This is a genomic window from Phycisphaerales bacterium, from assembly GCA_040221175.1.
Lineage (GTDB): Bacteria > Planctomycetota > Phycisphaerae > Phycisphaerales > UBA1924 > JAHCJI01.
Genome location: JAVJVK010000001.1, coordinates 281,264 through 300,494 on the forward strand (window position 1 = coordinate 281,264; position 19,231 = coordinate 300,494).

Sequence of the window (19,231 nt, forward strand, 5' to 3'; positions counted from 1 at the left end):
CTGCGGGCATAGTGTAGTCAAAGGAATGTCCAAAACCCAAACAAAACAAGGGCCGACCCTCGATCGCCTCCGCGGCTGGTTTGCCGACCGCGGCTGGCGACCCCATGGTTTCCAGGAAGAAGCCTGGGCCCGACACGCCGCCGGAGACAGCGGCCTGATCCTCGTGCCAACCGGCTCGGGCAAGACCTATGCGGCCTACCTGGGGGCGTTGGCCGAGCTGGCCGACGCCGGCGGCTCCCGCCGCGGCCTGTCCATCCTTTATATAAGCCCGCTCCGTGCCCTCTCTCGGGACATTGAGCAGGCTCTGCAGGCGCCGATCGACGCCCTCGACCTGCCGTTTACGGTGGAGAGCCGCACGGGTGACACCTCCAGCACCGTCCGCAGCCGCCAACGCCGAAGTTTGCCCAGCATCTTGGTCACGACGCCCGAATCACTTTGCCTCCTTCTGACGCAGACCGACGCCGAACATCGGTTCTCGGACCTTCGCACGGTTATCGTCGACGAATGGCACGAATTGCTGAGTAGCAAGCGGGGCAGCCAAGTCGAACTGGGCCTGGCCCGCCTGCGCCGGTTCGCGCCCGAGGTCCGCACCTGGGGCCTGAGCGCCACCATCGCCAACGCTGATGATGCCGCAGCCGCCCTGGTTGGTACGAGTGCCTCGCCGGCCATCGTTCGGGCGCCCATCGACCGTCCCGTCCGCGTCGAATCCCTGCGACCGAGCAACATCCGTCGCTTTCCCTGGGCCGGGCACATGGGCCTTGCCATGCTCGACGACGTGCTGGACTACCTCGATCCCGACGTACCCACGCTCGTTTTCACCAACACGCGGTCGCAGGCCGAGCGTTGGTTCCATGCCATCTCCATCAAGCGGCCGCAGTGGGAGGGCTGCGTCGCGCTCCACCATGGGTCGATCGATCGAGACGAGCGGGAGCGCGTCGAGGCGGGCGTCAAGGCCGGTGACATCGGCATCGTCGTGTGCACGAGTTCGCTCGACCTTGGCGTCGACTTCGCGCCCGTCGAACGCGTCGTGCAGATCGGCTCGCCCAAGGGCGTCGCTCGGCTCATGCAACGCGCCGGGCGGGCACGGCATCGGCCCGGTGAATCCTGCGAGATCACGTGCGTCCCGACCAACGCGCTCGAACTGCTGGAGATCGCCGCCGTGCGAGAAGCGATCGACGCAAACGCCGTCGAGCCGCGCGACCCCGTCAACCAGCCGCTCGACGTGCTCGCCCAGCACATGGTCACCGTGGCGCTCGGGGGCGGCTTCGAAGCCGACGAACTCTTCGATGAAGTGCGATCGGCCTGGTCGTTCCGGCACCTGACCCGCGAAGCATTCGACTGGACGCTGCTGCTGGTCACCCAGGGCGGCACGACGCTGCGGGCCTACGAACGCTTCCATAAAGTCGAACTGGTCGATGGCTCGTACCGCGTTCCCAGCAAACGCGTCGCACAGATGCACCGGCTCAACGTGGGCACCATCACCGGACCGAGCACCATCGAGATGCGATTCGTCAGCGGCCGAAGCCTCGGCCACATCGAAGACAGCTTCGTCGGACGCCTGCGCGAAGGGCAGCACTTCAATTTTGCCGGACAGACGCTGCGATTCGTGGGTGTGCGGAACGAGGTCGCCCTCGTGCGAAAGGGCACCAGGCATACCAACCTCACGCCGATCTGGGGCGGCACGCGTTTGCCCATCAGCGAGAGCCTGTCGATAGCAGTGCGAGCCTCTCTGGAGCGGTCCGCGAGGGCCGTCGAGACCGGCGATGCCGACGGCCTGCCCGCCGAGTTGGAAGCGTTCCTGCCAGTGGTCGCCGTTCAATCTCACCGCTCGGTGGTTCCCGACGCGGACGAGGTCCTCTTCGAGTTGCTCGAGAGCCGCGATGGGTTCCGCCTGTTCGCTTATCCGTTCGAGGGCCGGCTGGTGCACAGCGGCCTGAGTGCGCTGCTGTCGCTTCGGCTCGGCCGAATCGCGCCGGCGACGTTCACGACCACGTTCAACGACTACGGCTTCGAGTTGCTCTGCCCCGAGGCCTTCCCATACGCCGACCACCTGGCGCCGGAGCTCTTCTCACGCGAGAACCTCGTGGACGACGCCCTCGAGAGCGTCAATAGCGCCGAACTGGCACGGCTTCAGTTTCGCGAGATTGCGCGCGTCGCCGGCCTGGTCTTCCAGGGCTATCCCAGCGCCAGGACGCGGGCTGCTGGCAAGCACCTCCAGGCGTCCAGCGGCCTCATCTTCGACGTACTCAACGAGTTCGACCCCGACCACCTGCTGCTGGCCCAAGCCCGGCGCGAGGTCCTCGAAAACCAGTTCGAGCAGGGGCGACTCGCCGCCGCCCTCGACCGCATCGCCTCGAGCAAGATCAAGATCGTGCGGACGGAGAAACCAAGCCCGCTCGCGCTTCCGCTCATCATCGAACGCATCGGCACCCAGACGATGTCGAGCGAAGACCTCGAGTCCCGCGTCGCACGCATGCAGGCGGAGATGCAGGCCGAGCTATGACGACCACCGCTGGCGATGCGACCATGACCTTGGAAGGCCAGGAATTCCTGCTCATGGCAGAACGGGCCGTGTACTGGGCGAAGAAACGCTGGTTGTTGGTTGCCGATACGCACTGGGGCAAGTGCCAGGCCTTCCGAGATGTGGGCGCCGCCTTGCCCGTGGGACCGCTCGAAAGAGACCTCAAACGCTTGCGTCTGGCCGCCGAGCGCGTCGACGCCCAGCGAATCATCGTTCTGGGAGACCTCGTGCACGGCCCTGCCTCGTTCGCGCCGGGCATGGACGAGCTCATCCGGGCATGGCGTCCGACGCTTCCCTGCGAGCTCGCGATCGTGCCGGGCAATCACGATCGTGCGCTGGTCTCGCCCCGTGGCCGGGAGATTCTCGAGGGCTGGCAGGTCGAGGTCCTGCCGACGCGATATGAGGTCGAGGGGTTCGCGCTGGCCCACGAGCCCCCGATCGTGGCGCGCCACTACACTCTGTGCGGCCACGTGCATCCGGCCGTACGACTGCGCGGCCGAGGCGAGCGCATCAAGCTGCCGTGCTTCTGGCTCGACCGGGAGTATCGGGCCCTGGTGCTCCCCGCCTTTTCCACGTTCATCGATGGAGCCGTCGTTACGGTTGGCCAGGATGACGAACGATGGGCGACGGCCGGTGCGCGGGTGTGGCGGGTGTGATCGGTTCGGTCGCACCTAGAACATCGCGGATTTCTTCGGCAATCCGGTCGGCCCCGGTAGTCAGCATCGCAAGGTGCTCGACGTCCGTCACGCGAACGTCGACGGGGCCGCGCAGCGCAGGGCCCAGCCCATTCGTCGCAGCATGCCAGACCGGACGCACGTGCCGCCAGGCCGGTCGCGAACGAACAAGCACGGTCTCGGTGCAGAGCGTGGGCGGCGTCCAGTCCGCCAGCGTGCGATGGATCCCTCGCCACGTGGCACGGCTGGCCTCGGCGGCATGGGCATCGCCGCTCTCGTGCGATCGCGGTGCCAGCGTGTAGGTGTTGCCAGGTCTGCCGATCGCGCGTATCCGGGCATTAGCCTTGGCCAGGAACCACCAAAGCGTGCGGCTCAGGTATGGTGATGCGTACGCGTCCAGCAGCACGACCCGCCGAACATCATGGCCCAACTCGACCAGCCTGTGGGCCATGTCGATGGCAACGAGCCCACCGAGCGAGTATCCAAGAACGGTAATGGGTCCATTGCGATGGCCGGCCATCGCATACGCGTGCGTAAGCGCGGTAAATCGCGAGAAGAACCGGGCCGGATCAAACGTGTCAGATTCGCCCGTAGCAATGGTTGCCAGGTCGAAGGCAAGCATATCCGGAGCCGGGGCATCGCCCTTGCCCAATTCGTGCCACAACCGATACAAGTCGATGGCTCGACCGGCCGAGCCGGGAATGCCGATGAACCATGCCGCCTCGCTGTGATCGTCGTCGGGCCCGGCAACGGAAAACTCGGCGTAGGGATGTTCGGCGTCGTCTCGAATGCTCGCGGCAAGACCATCGAGGGTGGGCCGACGCAGGAATTGGTTGAGCATCAGGCGACGCCCCAGCCGCTTGTGGATCGCCCCGGCCAGCCGCATCGCCAGCAGGCTCGTACCCCCGTCCTGGAAGAAATCGCGCTCCGGCCTTGGCTCGGATCCGAGGAACTCGGTCCATAGCTCCGCAAGGACGCTGCGCTCCGCGAGCGAGGCTGTGTGGTCTTCCTCGGCTTGGAAACGCTCGATCCGAGCCGATCTGGCGGGCGACGCCGAACCGCGCAGCATCAAGTCCATGATTTGTCGCCCGACTTCCACGAGTTGATCGTCGGTGAAGCTATCGGCGGACGCTTCCAGCCACAGGCGCAGTTCGTTGGTCCGCCGCTCCACGTGGAGGCACAGGCCAAAGCGTGCGGCAGGCTGGGGGATCTCCACCGGCGTTGCCATCGATGCACCCATTGGGCGCGGCCGATCGTCGATGTAGCGATACGTCAGGCCGAATCGTGTCGCATCGCCCGCGCGGTCCGGTGCGGTTTGGCGTACGCGATCGATGAGGGCCTCCAGCGGTAGCGTCCGGTCTTCCTGGGCATCGAGCATCTGCCGGTGGAGGTGCCCTGCGGCTTCTTCCAATGACCCAGCCGTGCACTCTAGCGGCCGCATGTCCAGGCAACATCCGACCACGCGTTGCAGCTCCTCGCTCGGTCGGCGGGCGAAGGGCGTCAGCAGCCATCGGCCGGGCTGGCCGTACATGGATTGCAGCGTCAATCCCAGTGCGGCTGCCGCCAGGGCAGCGGGCGCGACGCCCAGGCCTGCCGCCCGAGCGTCGACGTTGGCCAAGGTCAGTTCTGGATCCCGCAACTCGAGGTTGCGTCCGGCCTGTGGTCCCGCAGGAGGAAGCACGGTGGTGGGGGGCTGGCCGGTGGCGATGCGTTGTGCCAGGTCCGAGGCCAACTCGTCATCGCGCATGGCCGCTTCGGCGCGCACGAACGAGCCGTAGGGCGCGGGACTCGAAAGCGATCGGCCGGCAAGCAAGGCATCGAGTTCATCGGCGAGGATCTGGAGCGACCACTCGTCGATGGCGGCATGGTGGAAGACCAACAGCAGCAGCTGGGAGCCGTCGTCGATGTTCCAGGCGTGCAGGCGGGCTGGTGGATCTCCAGCACCGATGGACGCTTCACAGGCTGCACGCACCCGTGGATCGCTGGGGTCGGGCGCACGCAGGCGGCCATGTTCGGCGTGGAACACCGCGGCGGCATGGGGATCGTGTTCGACGAGTCGGGGCCCGGCGTCGGTGAACACCACGCTCGTGCGCAATGCTTCGTGCCGCTCGAGCAGCATGCGCCAGGCGGCATCGAGGCGGTCGAGGTCGTGGGCCGGGTCAACGTGCCACGCCTGGTGCACGAGCATCGCCATCGCGGTGCCATCGCGGGCGTGTTCGATGCTGGCGCGTCGTCGGATGTCGCCGATGGGATCGTCGGCCTCGTTCGTGTGCTCCACGGTCTCCGCCGCGAGCGTCGGGATGATCCGCGACATCTCGGCGATCGTGTTGCGGCGAAGGATCTCGGCGGCGGGCAGGGCAATGCCCATCTCTCGGCGGATGTCGACGCTGAGCCGCATGGCAAGCAGCGAATGACCCCCTCGCTCGCGGAAACCATCGTCCGGGCCGATCTTGACGCCCAGCCGACGTTCGAAGAGTTCGACGAGCCGTGCTTCGGTGGGGCTGGCTTCACGGCCAGCCGTTGGCTCGCGGGGCTTGTCGGCCGCGGCCAGGAGGGCGTTGCGATCGGCCTTGCCCGTCGTGCCGATGGGCATGGACGCCACGGCGATGAATCGCTCGGGCATGTGCGTTGGCGGAATGCGCTCGGCCAGTTCGGCGCGCACCGTTGCGTCGTCGGCGTCCGCTCGTGGTACGTAGAAGGCAATCAGGCGCCGGGTTTCGGCGGTGTCGCCCGCAACCGCGACGACGCCCTGGTCGACGCTGGGGCAAGACGCCAGTTCGTGCTCGATGCCGTCCGGTTCGACGCGATGGCCTCGGATCTTGACCTGCCGATCGACGCGACCGATGAAGACGACGGCGCCATCCTCGCGCAGTCTGACGAGGTCTCCGGTGCGATACCAACGCTCGCCCGCTGCGTCGGTTACGAACTTCTGGGCGCTCCGCTGCTGGTCGTTCAGGTAGCCCAATGCAAGCCCGAGGCCGCCCACGAGCAGTTCGCCCTCAGGCAGCGGTTGCTTCGGTGCGTCGGCCGAGGCGCCAGGTTCGACGATCCGCATGGTGCTGCCATGAATGGCGGTTCCGATGGGGATGCGATCCTGCCGCGCGTCCTCGTCGGAGATCGTGTGGCAGAGGCTGAACGTCGTGTTCTCAGTAGGGCCGTATCCGTGGATCAGCGTGACGCCGGGACAGGCGCGTTTCATGCGGCGCACGTGCGGCATGCTCTCGCGCTCGCCGCCGGTGAGCAGTTGGCCCATGCCGGCCATGGCGCCGGGGTGCTCGTCGACCATCGCGTTGAAGAGCGAGGCCGTGAGCCAGGCGTCCGTCACGCGACCCTTGGTCAGATAGTCGGCAAGATCGTCCAGGCTGGGGACCGGCATCGCCTGCACCACGCAGCAGCCACCGTGCAGCAAGGCGCCCCAGATCTCCAGCGTCGAAGCATCGAATGCCACGGCGCTCATCACGCCCCAGCGGTGATCAGGACCAAAGTGCGCAAAGTCCGCGTCGATGACCAGCCGAATCACCGCGCGGTGGGGCACGATGACGCCCTTGGGCTGGCCGGTCGTACCACTGGTATGCATGACGTACGCGGCATCGTCGGGCGCGACGGTGACGTCGGGGGCCGCTCCCTGCTCGTCGATGCGGCTGGGGTCGAGCATGCCCGCCTCCTGCCCGATGACCACCGGCGAGCCCAGCGATTCGAGCATGTGGCGACGCCTGGGATCGGCCGGATCGATGGGGGCGTAGGCGGCGCCGCAGCGAAGCACCGCGACGACGGCGACCAAGTAGTCGGGCGATCGGGGCATGACGAGCGGCACCATCGAGCCGGGACGGACGCCCTGCCGCCACAGCGAGGCCGCGAGTGAAGCGCTGGCCTGATCGAGCTGGGCGTACGTGAGCGCGCGTCCGTCGGGCCATTCCTCGATGGCGACCCGATCGGCGTGGCGATCGAACGAGGCATGCAGGGCTTGGATGAGCGAGCCGCCGGGGGGCATGGGTCCTCTATCGACATGGCCGCACGTGTCGGCATTGACTCCCGATTCTTCGGCTAGAACGGGGGCCAACCTTGGTCAATCCGGTGTCGGGCCGGCTCAAACGGGTTCAAGCCGGCTCAGCGGCTTCGATCCAACCCCCACCCAGCACCAGGTCGGGTTCGGCCGAGCTGAACAACACGGCGGCCTGGCCGGGGGCGATGGCACGCTGGGGCTCGTCGAAGGCCAGAGCGAACCGGCCGCGACGGCCCGACGGCGTGGGGCGGTCCCCGTCGGCCAGGTGGGCGATCGTGGCCAGGCATTCGCTGCCGTGGGCCCTGTAGCGGACGAGCACGCGCTCGCCGTCTTGGGGGGGCGGGGCCAGCCAGTTGGCCTCGCCGACGTCAACCGAACCGCAGTGCAACGCTTCGGCGCCGCCGACGGTAACGGTGTTGCTCTTTGGATCCTTCGAGACCACGTACAACGGTTCGGCGGCGGCGATGCCCAGGCCGCGGCGCTGGCCCACGGTATAGCGGTGCTGCCCGCCGTGCTGGCCCAGTGGCTTGCCGTCGATGGTGAGCACCGAGCCCGCGCCCACCAGCTCGGGCCGCCGCCGCTCGACCAGCCCGGCGTAGTCGTCGTCAGGCACGAAGCAGATCTCCTGGCTGTCGGGCTTGCTGGCGACGTTGAGGCCAAGGGCGCTGGCGGCGTCGCGGACTTCCTGCTTGTCCTCGAATTCGCCGATTGGCAGGACCATCTCGGCCAGCCGCTCGCGGGGCGCGCCGAAGAGCACGTAGCTCTGGTCCTTGGCGTGGTCTCGCCCACGCATGAAGCGGGGTTCGGGTCCCGTCCGGTGGATGCGGGCGTAATGGCCGCTGACGACGACCGAGGCGCCCACGCTCCTGGCGTACGAGTGCAGCTTGCCGAACTTCAACCAGTCATTGCAACGCACGCACGGGTTCGGCGTGCGGCCCTTGGCGTAGGCGTCGACGAAGTAGTCGATGATGCGCCCGAAGTCGTCCTTGAAGTTGCAGACGTAGAGCGGGATGCCCAGGTCGGCGGCGACCAAGCGAGCGTCCTGGGCGTCGTTGATCGAACAGCAGCCGCGGTGGCCGATCTTCGTGTCGCCGCCGAGCGCTTCGTCGGGCGAACCCAGCCGCATGAAGCAGCCCACCACGTCCCATCCTGCCCGCACCATGGCCGCGGCGGCGACGGACGAATCAACGCCCCCCGACATCGCCACCAGGGCCTTGCGGCCGGCGGCGGGGGGAATGGCGTTCAGGACGTGATCGGGAATCTCGATGGGCACGGATCATTGTAGAAGCCGCCCCGGCGCGACCCCGGGCCAACAATCCGCCTCTTTCGGGCCCTTTTCGAGCAGCAGCAGGAGGCGGGGTATGTCGGATCTTCCCAAGGGAACCGCGGTCATCGGGCAATCGGGCGGGCCGACGGCGGTCATCAACCAGAGCCTCGTCGGCGTCGCCCTGGGCCTGCGGCAGGGCCTGCACAAGAGCGGCCACGTCACGAAGGTCCTGGGCATGCGCAACGGCGTCCGCGGGCTGACCGAGGGCCGCCTGACCGACATGACCGACCTCTCGGCCGACATGCTCGATCGCGTCGCCCACACCCCCAGCGCGGCCCTGGGCAGCACGCGCGACAAGCCCGACGCCGCCTACTGCCAGCGGATCTTCGAGAGCTGCCGGGAGATCGACGCCCGCTACTTCTTCTACATCGGCGGCAACGACAGCAGCGACACCTGCCGCATCGTCAGCGAGGCCGCCAAGGCCGCCGACTACGACCTGCGCTGCATCCACGTGCCCAAGACGGTCGACAACGACCTGGTGGGCAACGACCACACGCCCGGCTACGCCAGCGCCGCGAGATTCGTCGCGCTCGCGCACATGGCCGACGGCATGGACAACGCCGCGCTGCCGGGCATCAAGATCAACATCGTCATGGGCCGCCACGCGGGCTTCCTGACCGCCGCCGCCGCCGCCGCCCGGCAAGAGGAGCACGCCGGCCCGCACCTGGTCTACGTGCCCGAGGTCCCATTCATCACCGACCGCTTCGTGCAGGACGTCGCGAGTGTCTACGACAAGCTGGGCCGCTGCCACATCGCCGTCAGCGAGGGCATCCAGGACAAGGACGGCGTGGCCATCGGGGCGCTCTTGATGGGCGAAGAGAAGGACGCCCACGGCAACGTCCAACTCTCCGGCTCGGGCGCGCTGGGCGACCAACTCTCCAGCCTGCTCAAGGCCAAGCTCGCCCCCGAGGGCGGCAAGCCCCCGCGCGTGCGGGCCGACACGCTGGGCTACCTCCAGCGCTGCTACCCCGACGCCAGCCCGGTCGACGCCCGCGAGGCCCGCATGGTCGGTGTCGCCGCGGCCGAGCTGGCCGCGCAAGGCCACGCGGGCATCTCGATCACCCTGGAGCGCACCAGCCGGGTCGGCCCCAACGAGGCCTACCAGTGCCGCACGGGCGTGCAGAAGCTCGAAGACGTGGCCGCCAAGACGCGGCACCTACCCGAGGCGTACATCCGGGGCCACAACGACGTGAGCGAGTCGTTCCTGCACTACGTGCGGCCGCTGCTGGGGGCGTTGCCGCCGTTTGAGTTGTTGGAGTGATCGGACGGAGGTTGGCGATAATCGAGATGAAGTGCTGAACGCAACCTCCCTCCGATCGCGATGGTGCCTGCTTGCGTCGCCGTTTGTCTATTTGGTACCGGGATCGATCGCGCAAGAAGATCCGCTTGTGTCTCCGTTTCCGGGCACGATCGCCGTTGGTGATGTGCCCTCCGCTGGCGGTTTCGTCGTACAGTGCATGACGTCGTTCGGCGTGCCGCCGAGGAGGCTGACGGGCATCGGAGACCTCAACGGCGATGGTTTTGACGACTTCGCCATGGGCCTGCCTCGCGCGTACGTCGGAGGCATGCCCCAAGTCGGGCGCGTCGTCGTTGTCTTCGGTCGGGCCCGCGACCGGTTGTTTCCAGCCGAGTTCGATCTCATAGACAGGTTGCCCGGAGAAGCCCTGTTTCTCGATGGCATCGATCAGGGCGACTACACCGGCCGGCGCGTTGAAGGGGTCGGAGACATCAACGGCGACGGCCTTGATGATCTGGCCATCTCGGCGCGCTCGGCAGATCCGGACGGCCTGGCGGGCGCCGGATCCGTGTACGTCGTGTTCGGACGGTCCGGTTCGATGGGGCACCCCTTCCCCGAGCGGTTTTCGCTGGACGGGCTCGACGGTTCTACCGGCTTCAGGCTCGACGGCGATCTTGCGTTTGCCAAGCTCGGCCTGGACATCGCCCGGGCGGGAGATCCCAACATCGACGGTGTCGACGACGTCCTGGTGACAAGCTACGGCGAGGACGTCGCGGGCCGGACCTATCTCATCTTTGGCCGCACAACGGATGACCCGGATCCGTTTCCGGCGATCCTCTCGGTGGCAGACCTCGGGCCCGGGCAGGGGTGTCGGTTCGATGGCATCCCCAGGGAGATCGCGGGCCTGTCGGTCGCGGGGGTCGGCGACGCCAACGGGGATGGCCTCGACGACTTCGTGATCGGGGCTCCGCAGCGCAATGTCGATCTGCTCCCCCAGGTCGGTGTGGCGACGCTCGTCTTCGGTCGCGAGCACTGGCCCCACGCCATCCCGCTGGCAGAACTCGATTCGGTCGTCACCTTTCGCGGAGAGGGCGCCGAGCATCGATGTGGGTACGCGGTGTCGGGCATCGGAGACTTCAACGGCGACGGCATGAGCGACTTCGCCATCTCGGCGACCGAGGCGGGCTATGGGGCCTTCCGTCAGTCCGGCGAGACCTACGTCATCTACGGTCGGCCCGCCGACGATCCGTTCCCGCCGACGCTGGCGCCCGATCAGCTCGATGGACGCAACGGGTTTCGCATCCACGGCGTCCAGCGTCGCGACTTCAGCGGTATCGGCCTGGACGGAGGCGGCGACCTGAACGGCGACGGGCTCTCCGATATCCTGGTGGGCGCTCCGTTCGCCACCCGGGCATGGAATGACTCCGGTGAGGTCTCGGTCATCTTCGGTGGCGATGGCGTCCGCAGGCCCCTGGCGCCGGCAGTCTTGAACATCGCGGATCTCGACGGCCAGAACGGGCTGCGGATCCTCGGAGGACTCAACGGCGGCTTTGCCGGATTCTCGGTGTCATTCGTCGGCGACGTCAACGGCGACGGGCGCGGCGACATGGCGTTCGTCGAGCTCGCAAGCCAGCAGGCGTACGTGCTGTTCGGCCGGTCGTGCCCCATCGATCTCAACGGCGATGGCGTACTCGACGTGCATGACTTCCTGGAGTTCCAGAGCCTGTACGAGCTGGGCGATGCGCGTGCAGACATCGATCGCGATGGCGTGTTGACGCTGTACGACTTTCTCGCATTCCAGAACGCTTTCAATACGGGTTGTCCGTAGGGCGCCCCTACTCCGGTACGATCCGGATCAGCTTGCCATCGCGCTCGTCGGTGAGGACGTAGAGGGAGCCGTCGGGGCCCTGGCGGACGTCGCGGATGCGGGCGTCGAAGGGGAGGGTCTGGTTGCCCTCGACCTCGACGGCCTCGCCCTCGCCATCGAGCATCACGCGGCGGACCTGGCGGCTGACCAGGCCGCCGGCGAAGAGGTCGCCCTGCCAATCCGGGAACTTGTCGCCCGTATAGAACGCCAGCCCGCACGCGGCCAGCACGGGCGTCCAGACGCAGACCGGGTCGGCCATGCCCTCCCTGGTCACGTGCTCGCTGATCTGGTTGCCGTTGTAGTGGATGCTGTAGGTCGCCTCGGGCCAGCCGTAGTTGGCGCCGGGGGTGATGCGGTTGAGCTCGTCGCCGCCCAGGGCGCCGTGCTCGGTGGCCCAGACGGTGCCGGTGGCCGGGTCGAGCACCATGCCCTGGATGTTGCGGTGGCCGTAGGTGTAGATGAACCTGCCGACGTCCTCACGATCACTGAAGGGATTGTCGTCGGGCGCGGTGCCGTCGTCGTTGAGGCGGAGCACCTTGCCCCACGCGTTGTCGAGGAACTGCGGGTTGTCGCGGGCGAGCCTGCCGCCGACGCGTGTTGGCGGGTTGCCGCCGTCGCCGACGGACATCAGCAGCGTGCCGTCGGGCAGCCAGACCAGGCGCGAGCCGAAGTGCTGGCCGCCGGGCTTGTCGGGCGTGACGCGGAAGAGCTCTTCGACGTTCTCCAATCGCGCAGACTTCAAGAGCTGGGTTCCCGGGACGTCGTCCTCGTCGCCGGTCTCGATGACGAGCGTGCCGCGCGAGAGCACCGTGCGGTTCGCGCGGCCGTCGCCGGTCGCGTGGGTGAAGTAGACGAGGCCGTTGGTCTCGAAGTCCGGGTGGAGCGAGACGTCCATCATGCCGCCCTGGCCCAGCCGCCTCGACTCGGGCGCACCCTCGACTTCTTCAGGCGTGACGACGAACGGGCTGTCCTCGGCGAACTGCGCCGCGTCGACGAACACGACGCGGCCACCGCGCTCGGTGATGAGCATCGAGCCATCGGGCAGCCAGGCCATGGCCCAGGGTCGGTTCAGCCCCTCGATGACCGTCTCGGTGCGGTAGCCGGCGGCCTGCGGGCTGTCTTCCTCGCTGTCCGAATAGATCGGCGCGGGCCCCGAGGTCGGCAGCTCGGCGCGCTGGCCGCACGCGGGGAGGGCCAGGGCGACGACGACGAGCGTGGCGGTTCGCAGCATGCGGGACGATACGGGGGGCTAGCCCCCCAGCGCCTCGCGAAGGGCATCCAGATTGGCCCGCATCACGTCCATGTAGTCCCCATCGGTCGTGGGGTCGGGCTGGCCCTCGGCGGGGCTGAAGAGGACGCTGGTGACGCCCAGCTCGTCGCTGAGCGCGGCACGGATGGCCTCGGTCGGCTCGCCCTCCCACAGCAGGATCACGGGCTTGTCGCCGTGCGAGTGCTCGTGGTCATGGTCATGTTCGCCTTCGCCCTCGTCGTGCGCATGGTCGTGGCCGTGGTCCTCACCATGCTCGTGATCGTGCGAGTGGTCCTCGTGGTGGTGCAACGCGTCGTGCACGGCGTCAACGACGGTCTGCACGTCCTCGCTCTCGGGGTCGAGGTCGAGGTTGGTGACGTCCCAGCCCAGATCGCGGGCGAGGTAGTTGTACGCGGGGTGGCTGGCGAGCAGGCGATGCTCGCCAACGAGGGGCGTGAGGTCGTTCAGCGAGACGCGGAGCATCTCGAGGTCTTCGACGAGCGACGCGAGGTTGGTCTCGAACGCCTCGGCGTGCTCGGGCCACGCGGTCTTCATGGCGTCGGCGATGTTCCTTGCCTGCACGATGGCGATGTCGGGGCTCACCCAGGTGTGCCCGTCGAGTCCCTCGTGGGTGTGCTCGCCCGCGGGGCCGTGGCTGTGGCTGGTGGTTTCCATGGTGATGGGCCCGCCGGTGGTTTCGAGGTCTTCGTCGCTCAGGCTCGCGACGGTGCGGGCGCGGGGCAGCGGGGCACGGGCGACCCACTTCTCGAACTCGGCGCCGTTGGTGATGACCAGCCGGGCATTCTGGAACTGCACCATCTCATCGGCCCCCGGCTGCCAGAAGATCGGGTCTTCGTCGGCCGGCAGCGGGCTGCGGACGGTGACGAGCCCGCCGGCGATGCGGCCTGCGAAGTAGGCGGTGGGGTAGAAGGTGGTCAGCACCTCGCTGTTGGTCGCCGGGCTCGATTGGCCGGTGCCCGCCGCGGGTTGTTCCTTGCAGCCTGGCATGGCCAAGCCGGCGATGGCGACCAGCAGCGCGGCGGTCAGCGTGGTGGGCAAGGTGGCGGGCATTGCGATGCGCGTGCGCATGGGGAGGCTCTCCTTCTCGTGCCGGTTCGCGGATCATACGAACGCCGATGCGCGGCTTGCGAAGAGTATCGTCGGCCACGCGACGGCGATGGCCAGTGCGACGCCCAGGAGCACCAGGCACAGCAACTCCCCGCCCACCAGCACGGCGGCGGCAGACCTGGAAGCGCCCATGTCGGCCAGCGTGCGGAGCTCGTCGGCCCGCAGTCGGTACCCCAGCATGGCGATGAGCGCGATGAGGGCGGCGGTGCTGGCCGCCAGCACGACCGAGATGGCGTCGAAGACCAGCCGCAGGCGCACGACGAAGGCGATGAGGTCATCGACCACCGCGCTGGGCTCGATGGCCTGCGCGTCGTCGCGGGCGTTGAGTCGCGCGGTGAGGATGGTCGCGGCACGGGCGTCTCTGGGGTACAACAGAACGGCGGTCAGCGGGAAGTCGTCGCGCGAGCCATGGATGTGGAAGCTGGGCGCATTGGCTTCGGTCACTTCCTGGTATGTCCGTAGCGCCTCGCTGAGCGCGACCTGGCCGTCCCTTCTGGCAATGACCAGATCGGGGCGCTCGACCTGCTGCGCATCGTCGTGGCCGTGGGCGAAGCCCTCGAGCAGCCAGGCGGTCTCCAGGTCAACGAAGAGTGCTTCATCGTCGCTGGTGCCCGTGGGGGCCAGCACGCCGACGACGTCGAGCTTGAGCGAGGGCGGCTTGGTGATGTCGTATGTCTCGGTCACGTCGCTGAAGATGGATGCGCCGGGCGTCAGGCCGTGGCGGGCAGCGACGGCCGAGCCGACGACGGCCTCGCCCATGCGCGCAAAGAGCCGGCCCTCGGACAGCGGCAATGGCACGGCCGAACGCTGGAAGTAGCCGATGTCGGTGGCGACGATCGGGTCGCCCGACGCGGTGAAGCGCGCGTGGATCGGTACGGCGGTCGCGAGCGGATCATCGGCCAGCCGCTCGAACATGCTGAACGGCACGGGGTCGAGCGGGGCCGGGCGGAAGTAGAGCGACGCGAGGACCAGATCGAAGCGGCCGCCCTTGGCGCCGACGACCAAAGGCGCCATCGCGGCCCGCTCGCGCTGGGCGCTCTCGAAGCGAGCCGCGAGCGATCGGCTGAGCAGCGGCACGAGCAAGGCGATCGCGACGCACCCGACGAGCAGGAAAGACCGCCCACGGTGCCGCCAGGCGTGCCACCATATGAGCGGCAGCAGCTTCATGCGGTGGCGGCCTCTATGGCCAGCGTGCCCATGTCGAGCACGTGCTCGAATCGGGGCAGCAGCGCGTGGTCGTGGGTGACGAGCAACACGGTGGCCCCGGTGTGCTCGGCTTGCTCCAAGATCAGGTCCATGATCGACGCGGCGCGGGCGGGGTCGAGGTTTCCCGTCGGCTCGTCGCAGGCGATCAGCTTCGGGCTCGTGATGAGCGCCCGGCAGATGGCGACGCGCTGTTGTTCGCCCTGGCTGAGGCGATCGGGCCGTCGCCTGAGCGTGTGCGCAATGCCGGCGCGCGTCGCAAGTTCATGGGCGCGGTCGCGGGCCTCGGCATCGAGCGTGACCGACCCGTGCAGGCGCAGGGGGAGCAGGATGTTCTCCATCGCCGTGCAATAGTCGAGCAGGGCGAACCGCTGGAAAACGAAGCCGACGGTGGCGATGCGAACCGCGCGCCGACGGGGTTCGGCCAGTTCGTCGAGGCGGTGGCCGTCGAGTTCGATCGTGCCGGCGGTGGGGGTCAGGATGCCGGTGAGCAGGCGCAACAGCGTGGTCTTGCCGCAGCCGCTGGGGCCGACAACGGCGGTATGATGGCGCGGGTAGACAGTGAACTCGGGCAATTCGAATAGCGGGCCTTCGGATTGGTCGAAGGCGTGCTGCAGGTTCGTTGCTTTCAGCAGAACGTCGGCCACTGGTTCTGGGGCACTCCTTCAGTGGTGCGTCACCGTCAGAACGATTGACGATCGGGCGATTCCGGCAGCCCGTCATCATCCACCCGACGCTGCTCGAGCATCTTCTGCCCCACGATGCGCCAGCCCTGTTCGAGCCCGGCGAGCGTGTAGATGGCCTCGTATTCGTGGACGCGTGTGTGGCTATGGCCCCAGTGGTAGACCGTGCCCTCAACGTTCCAGCGGTGCATCACGTCGATGCGGGCCCGGCCTTGTTCGTCGGTGGCAATGGACTGGACCTCGAGGTTGATGGGCTCGACGCCGGTCACGATGCCCAGCATGCCGCCCTGCTCGGCCTGGACGAGCGAGTTGTAGACCTGCGTGTACAGTGACTTGAGCAGGGGGCCGCTGATCGAGCGTTCCAGCGCGTCGTAGATCTCGCCCTCGTTGCCGTAGTCGAAGGCCTTATAGAGGTTCTCGTGCAACGGCTCGAAGATGGCCGCGGCCTGGTCGTTGCCCGGCAGGGGCAGTCGACCACCCGTGCCGGGAACGGGAACGGCAAGCAAAGGCAAGAGCACGGCGGCGGCGGCGCCCGAGCCGATGGCGGCCAGCAGCGTGGCGGTTGCCGGGAGCACGCCGTGCTTCTTGTGCACCACGATGGCGGCGCGAAGGCCCAGCAGCAGCAGCACGACGCCCAGCAGAGAAAGCCGAAGCGGCTCGCTTGGCGTCGGCACGGGGGGCACGCTGGCGTAGCGCGAGTCGCCCGATTCGTCGGCGTGCCACTCGATGGTGGGCTTCGCCCGGCTGAAGGGCTTGATGTCGACGGTGCCGTCAGAGGTCTGAACGAGGGATTCGAGCACCATGAACGGCGCCCCGCCATCGGGCCCGGTGAGGCCCTCGAGTTCGGCGGCGACCCGATCGCGCGGGTACGTGGGCCAGGTCACCTTGACGATCTGGGGATCGTCGGCGGCGTAGCGGACGGTCATGGCGCAGCGGATGAGGGCCCGGGCTCCATACTTCGGGAACACGCCGATCATCCAGGGCTCGGGTTTGTCGTAGAAGTGGTATTGCTGGACGTCGGGCTCGATGATGACGCCGTCGATCTCGATGACGACCTGGGTGGCCACGTAATCACGCATGGCCTGCTCGAGGGCCTGTGCCTCGATGGCGGCGATCTGGTCGAGGGCCTCGCGCTGGATGGGGACGGCCTCGTCCATAAAAGCGAGATTCAGGCCGATCTGGAAGGTCACCCCCTGCCCATCGATGGCCAGTCGCAGGTCGGCGTGGGGACCATCTTGGGGATGCGCATGAGCCCCGCCGGCCAAAACGAGGCAGCAGAGCAGGGTCAACAGGGCATGGGTTGGGGATGTCCGCACGCAACGATGGTACGGCAGGACATCTATATTGCATCCGTCGAGCCCTGACGTGGCGGGAACCCCCGCGCATCTCCCTGGGGCGAAAGGAACCCGATCCATGCAGACCAAGCACCTCCGCACGCCCGCCGTCCTCCTTGCCCTGGCCGCCGCCTGCTCGGCGTGGGGACTGACCGACCGCAACGACGAAAACAGCGTCCAGAGCGTTCAGGGTTCGCCCATCGCCGACGTGCTCTCGAAGATGCCCGAAGACGTTCGCACCTTCGACGTGCACATCTCGACGCTCGCGAGTCCCTACATGCAGGGCCGCGTCCCCGGCTCGGAGGGCGCCGAGCGGGCCAAGGATTACATCGAGCACTACTTCCGCGAGGCGGGGCTGACGCCGGCTTTCGAGGACGAGGACGGCAACGGGTTTGCCAGCTACCGCCAGCCGTTCCCGCTTTCGGGTACGTGGACGGTGGAGCGGGAGTCGATGTCGGCCTCGATGGGTGACAAGCGCATTGAGTTGGAAGCCGAGAATGACTTCATGCTCACCGGCATGGGCCAGAACGGCACCGTGTCGGGCGAGGCCGTGTTCGTGGGCTACGGCATGGACGACGGGCCCGATGGCTACAACAACTTCGAAGGCGTCGAATCGCTCGAGGGCAAGATCGCGGTGTTGTTCCGCTTCGAGCCCATGGACGAGGACGGCAACAGCAAGTGGAACGAGGGCCGTCGCGGCTGGAGCGGCCGGGCGGGCTTTCGCAACAAGATCGGCAACGTGGCCGAGCGCAACCCGGCTGGCATCGTGATCATCAACCCGCCCGGCGCGTCGGACAACCGGGCCGAGCGTCTGGCTCGCTTCCAGGGCGCCGCCCAGGCCAGCGTTCCGGTAATGATGCTCTCGCACGACGCGGGCGATCGGATGCTCAAGGCCATGGGCAGCGACATGACCATGCTCGAACTCCGCCGCCACGCCGACAACGACGCCTCTTCGAAGGCGCTGGGCTTCGAACTCGAGCTTGATGGCCTGGCCGAACGCAAGAGCCTGATGGCCGAGAACGTGGGCGGCGTGATCAAGGGCGTGGGCGACCTGGCCGACGAGTGGATCGTCGTGGGCGCCCACCTCGACCACCTGGGCATGGGCTACTTCGGCTCGCGCTCGGGGCCGGGCGAACTGCACCCGGGTGCCGACGACAACGCGTCGGGTACGGCGGGTCTGCTGCTTCTGGCCGACCGGCTCGGCCGCCGGCTGGAGGGCGATGATCGCCCGCGTCGCTCGATCCTCATCGTGGGCTTCGACGCCGAGGAGAGCGGCCTGAACGGGTCGGCGTATTACACGCGTAACCCGATCGCTCCGGTCGAGGACCACATGCTGATGTGCAACTGGGACATGATCGGTCGTGTCAGCAACGAGCGTCTGCTGATGGCCGGCGGGTTCACGGGCGAAGGGCTGAGCGAGTTCATCGAGCCGTACTTTGCCGACAGCGGGCTGGAGATCGTGGTGCCCGAGACCATGAGCGGGGCCAGCGACCATACGCCGTTCTATCGGGCGGGCATCCCGGTGTTGTTCTCGATCATCGCCGACTTCCACGCCGACTACCACACCCCGGCGGACACGGTCTGGAAGATCAACCGCGTGGGCGCCGTGAAGACGGTGCACCTGTACGAGAACATCGTGGCCGACGCGGCGGTTCGCCCCGAGCGGTTCCGCTTCGTGAGCCCCGAAGAGCAGCGCCGCCAGCGCGAGCAGGCCGAGGCCAACCAGCCCGCGGTCAGCGTGTACGTGGGCGTCGTGGTCGACAGCGACGCCGAGGGCGATGGCGTGGTGCTGGCCGAGATCGCCGACGATTCGCCCGCTTCGGCCGCGGGCCTTCGTGCCGGTGATCGGCTCGTTCGGTGGGATGGTCAGAAGCTGACCGACGCCGACGCGTGGCGCCGGCTGCTGGCTCGGCACAGCGCCGACGACACCGTGAACATTGGCGTAAAGCGGGGTGAAGAAGAGATCACCTTGGAGGTCACGCTGGCGGGCCGTTGACGCGGTTTG

At 67.8% G+C, this 19,231-nt stretch carries 12 protein-coding genes; 5 read left to right on the forward strand and 7 right to left on the reverse strand.

Going from position 1 to position 19,231, the window contains the following annotated elements; translation table 11 throughout:
* Positions 1–25 precede the first annotated feature (25 nt).
* Positions 26–2,503 (forward strand): ligase-associated DNA damage response DEXH box helicase, encoded by a 2,478-nt coding sequence (locus RIE32_01200; protein MEQ9094860.1) that lies wholly within the window; start codon positions 26–28, stop codon positions 2,501–2,503.
* Complete coding sequence (pdeM, locus tag RIE32_01205; GenBank protein ID MEQ9094861.1) at positions 2,500–3,177, forward strand: ligase-associated DNA damage response endonuclease PdeM; 678 nt, start codon at positions 2,500–2,502, stop codon at positions 3,175–3,177. The genes RIE32_01200 and pdeM overlap by 4 nt, the downstream gene beginning before the upstream one ends.
* On the opposite strand, the gene RIE32_01210 is transcribed toward pdeM, so the two are convergent.
* Together RIE32_01210 and mnmA are read right to left on the reverse strand one after the other, a co-directional pair.
* Positions 3,116–7,186, reverse strand: a complete 4,071-nt coding sequence (locus tag RIE32_01210) for an amino acid adenylation domain-containing protein (protein MEQ9094862.1) — start codon at positions 7,184–7,186, stop codon at positions 3,116–3,118. The genes pdeM and RIE32_01210 overlap by 62 nt on opposite strands.
* A 106-nt stretch (positions 7,187–7,292) precedes the next feature.
* On the reverse strand, positions 7,293–8,471 hold the full coding sequence (gene mnmA, locus RIE32_01215) for a tRNA 2-thiouridine(34) synthase MnmA (protein ID MEQ9094863.1): 1,179 nt from the start codon (positions 8,469–8,471) through the stop codon (positions 7,293–7,295).
* A gap of 88 nt (positions 8,472–8,559) precedes the next feature.
* Here mnmA and RIE32_01220 point away from each other — a divergent pair, with 88 nt between their 5' ends.
* Positions 8,560–9,786 carry a 6-phosphofructokinase gene (locus RIE32_01220; GenBank protein MEQ9094864.1) on the forward strand — a complete coding sequence of 409 codons (1,227 nt, stop codon included), beginning with the start codon at positions 8,560–8,562 and terminating at the stop codon, positions 9,784–9,786.
* Between the two features lie 196 nt (positions 9,787–9,982).
* Positions 9,983–11,590, forward strand: a complete 1,608-nt coding sequence (locus RIE32_01225) for a GC-type dockerin domain-anchored protein (protein MEQ9094865.1) — start codon at positions 9,983–9,985, stop codon at positions 11,588–11,590.
* Positions 11,591–11,597: 7 nt separating this feature from the next.
* Here RIE32_01225 and RIE32_01230 read toward each other — a convergent pair whose 3' ends face one another.
* The 5 genes from RIE32_01230 to RIE32_01250 are packed head-to-tail and all read right to left on the reverse strand — an operon-like array spanning position 11,598 to position 17,208.
* Positions 11,598–12,860, reverse strand: a complete 1,263-nt coding sequence (locus RIE32_01230) for a PQQ-dependent sugar dehydrogenase (GenBank protein ID MEQ9094866.1) — start codon at positions 12,858–12,860, stop codon at positions 11,598–11,600.
* Positions 12,861–12,878: 18 nt separating this feature from the next.
* Positions 12,879–13,967: a zinc ABC transporter substrate-binding protein gene (locus tag RIE32_01235; protein ID MEQ9094867.1), complete on the reverse strand. Its 1,089-nt coding sequence runs from the start codon at positions 13,965–13,967 to the stop codon at positions 12,879–12,881.
* A gap of 33 nt (positions 13,968–14,000) precedes the next feature.
* Positions 14,001–15,173, reverse strand: a complete 1,173-nt coding sequence (locus RIE32_01240) for a hypothetical protein (GenBank protein ID MEQ9094868.1) — start codon at positions 15,171–15,173, stop codon at positions 14,001–14,003.
* Positions 15,170–15,856 (reverse strand): ABC transporter ATP-binding protein, encoded by a 687-nt coding sequence (locus RIE32_01245; GenBank protein ID MEQ9094869.1) that lies wholly within the window; start codon positions 15,854–15,856, stop codon positions 15,170–15,172. The genes RIE32_01240 and RIE32_01245 overlap by 4 nt, the downstream gene beginning before the upstream one ends.
* Before the next feature lie 35 nt (positions 15,857–15,891).
* A complete protein-coding gene (locus tag RIE32_01250; GenBank protein MEQ9094870.1) occupies positions 15,892–17,208 on the reverse strand; it encodes a hypothetical protein in 1,317 nt (438 codons plus the stop codon).
* Positions 17,209–17,305: 97 nt separating this feature from the next.
* On the opposite strand from RIE32_01250, the gene RIE32_01255 reads away from it, so the two are divergent.
* Positions 17,306–19,222: a M28 family peptidase gene (locus RIE32_01255; GenBank protein MEQ9094871.1), complete on the forward strand. Its 1,917-nt coding sequence runs from the start codon at positions 17,306–17,308 to the stop codon at positions 19,220–19,222.
* The last annotated feature ends 9 nt before the right edge of the window (positions 19,223–19,231 follow it).

What these genes read in the sequence shown, in the direction of transcription:
- RIE32_01255 (MEQ9094871.1), top strand. Translation starts at nt 17,306, where the DNA reads ATGCAGACCAAGCACCTCCGCACGCCCGCCGTCCTCCTTGCCCTGGCC.
- pdeM (MEQ9094861.1), top strand. Translation starts at nt 2,500, where the DNA reads ATGACGACCACCGCTGGCGATGCGACCATGACCTTGGAAGGCCAGGAA.
- RIE32_01225 (MEQ9094865.1), top strand. Translation starts at nt 9,983, where the DNA reads ATGACGTCGTTCGGCGTGCCGCCGAGGAGGCTGACGGGCATCGGAGAC.
- RIE32_01235 (MEQ9094867.1), bottom strand. Translation starts at nt 13,967, where the DNA reads ATGCGCACGCGCATCGCAATGCCCGCCACCTTGCCCACCACGCTGACC.
- RIE32_01240 (MEQ9094868.1), bottom strand. Translation starts at nt 15,173, where the DNA reads ATGAAGCTGCTGCCGCTCATATGGTGGCACGCCTGGCGGCACCGTGGG.
- RIE32_01220 (MEQ9094864.1), top strand. Translation starts at nt 8,560, where the DNA reads ATGTCGGATCTTCCCAAGGGAACCGCGGTCATCGGGCAATCGGGCGGG.
- RIE32_01230 (MEQ9094866.1), bottom strand. Translation starts at nt 12,860, where the DNA reads ATGCTGCGAACCGCCACGCTCGTCGTCGTCGCCCTGGCCCTCCCCGCG.
- RIE32_01200 (MEQ9094860.1), top strand. Translation starts at nt 26, where the DNA reads ATGTCCAAAACCCAAACAAAACAAGGGCCGACCCTCGATCGCCTCCGC.
- RIE32_01210 (MEQ9094862.1), bottom strand. Translation starts at nt 7,186, where the DNA reads ATGCCCCCCGGCGGCTCGCTCATCCAAGCCCTGCATGCCTCGTTCGAT.